We start from the raw sequence: 1329 nt of genomic DNA on the forward strand, positions 1-1329 counted from the left end.
CGGCCCGGCGGTCAGAGGTGGCGCGTGGTGTCGATCCCGAGGTTCATCCCCGCCAGTCCGCGCGGCCGGACGGCCAGTCCGTCCGCGATCTCCCTGTACGCCCTGCCGGACGGTGAATCCGGCTCCGCCAGGACGATCGGGGTTCCCTCGTCGCCGTGCTCCCGGACGGCCTGCTCGAGCGGCACCTGGCCGAGCAGGCGCACCGGTGCCCCCACGGAGCGTGAGAGGTTCGCCGCGACCTCGGCCCCACCGCCGGTGCCGAAGACGTCCATGCGGGTGCCGTCGGGGAGTTCGAGCCACGACATGTTCTCGATGACGCCCGCGATCCGCTGACGGGTCTGGAGAGCGATCGACCCCGCCCGCTCGGCCACCTCGGCGGCGGCCTGCTGCGGTGTGGTCACCACGAGGATCTCCGCCGACGGGATGAGTTGGGCGATCGAGATGGCGACGTCACCCGTTCCCGGCGGTAGGTCCATCAGCAGCACGTCGAGGTCGCCCCAGTATACGTCGGCCAGGAACTGCTGGAGGGCGCGGTGCAGCATGGGGCCACGCCACACCACCGGGGTGTTCCCCTTGGTGAACTGGGCGATCGAGATGACCTTGACGTCGTGCGCGACCGGCGGCAGGATCATCTGCTCGACCTGGGTGGGCCGGGCATCGGTGCCCAGCATTCGGGGGATCGAGTGGCCGTAGATGTCCGCGTCGAGGACGCCCACGGACAGTCCACGGGACGCGAGCGCCGTCGCGAGGTTGACCGTGGCGGTGGACTTGCCCACGCCCCCCTTGCCCGAGGCGACCGCGTACACGCGGGTGAGGTTCCCCGGTTGGGCGAACGGGATGACGGGTTCGGCCGCGTCCCCCCGGAGGTGCTTGCGCAGTTCCGTGCGCTGCTCGTCGTTCATCACGTCGAGCTCGACCACGACCTCGCCCACACCGGCGACGTCCGAGACCGCGGTGCGGACCCGGTCGGTGATCGTGTCCCGCATCGGGCACGTGGCCACCGTCAGGTAGATGCCTATCTCGACCCGGCCGGATCCCTCGTCGATGTCGACGCCCTTGACCATGCCGAGCTCCGTGAGCGGCTTTCTGATCTCCGGGTCGTCGACCTTGGCCAGGGCGGCGCGGATCGCTTCTTCGCTGGGTGCACTCATGATGCCCCGAGTCTAGGCGTCGGGGTCCGGGCGGGCGATTCAGGCAGGCGGCGGCACGCAGAACGGTGCGATGCAGGGGAGCTCGAACACCGGGAGCCCGGGTGGGGCCGGCGCGACCTGGGCCGGCGGCGCAGGGGGACGAGGCGCCGGCGCGTTCTCCGGGGACGGCGACGGGGAC

The 1329-nt window shown here is 71.3% G+C and carries 1 protein-coding gene; it reads right to left on the bottom strand.

The window, feature by feature from the left end:
* Positions 1 to 11: 11 nt before the first annotated feature.
* The gene (locus G6021_RS11400) at positions 12 to 1151 is read right to left on the bottom strand and encodes a P-loop NTPase (RefSeq protein ID WP_182641316.1); all 1140 of its coding nucleotides are present in this window, start codon (positions 1149 to 1151) and stop codon (positions 12 to 14) included.
* Positions 1152 to 1329 lie beyond the last annotated feature (178 nt).

This window comes from Dietzia sp. CW19 (assembly GCF_014145265.1).
GTDB classification, from domain to species: Bacteria; Actinomycetota; Actinomycetes; order Mycobacteriales; family Mycobacteriaceae; genus Dietzia; species Dietzia natronolimnaea.

Excerpts from the sequence above, each read along its gene's own strand:
- G6021_RS11400 (WP_182641316.1), bottom strand. The coding sequence starts at position 1,151 with ATGAGTGCACCCAGCGAAGAAGCGATCCGCGCCGCCCTGGCCAAGGTC.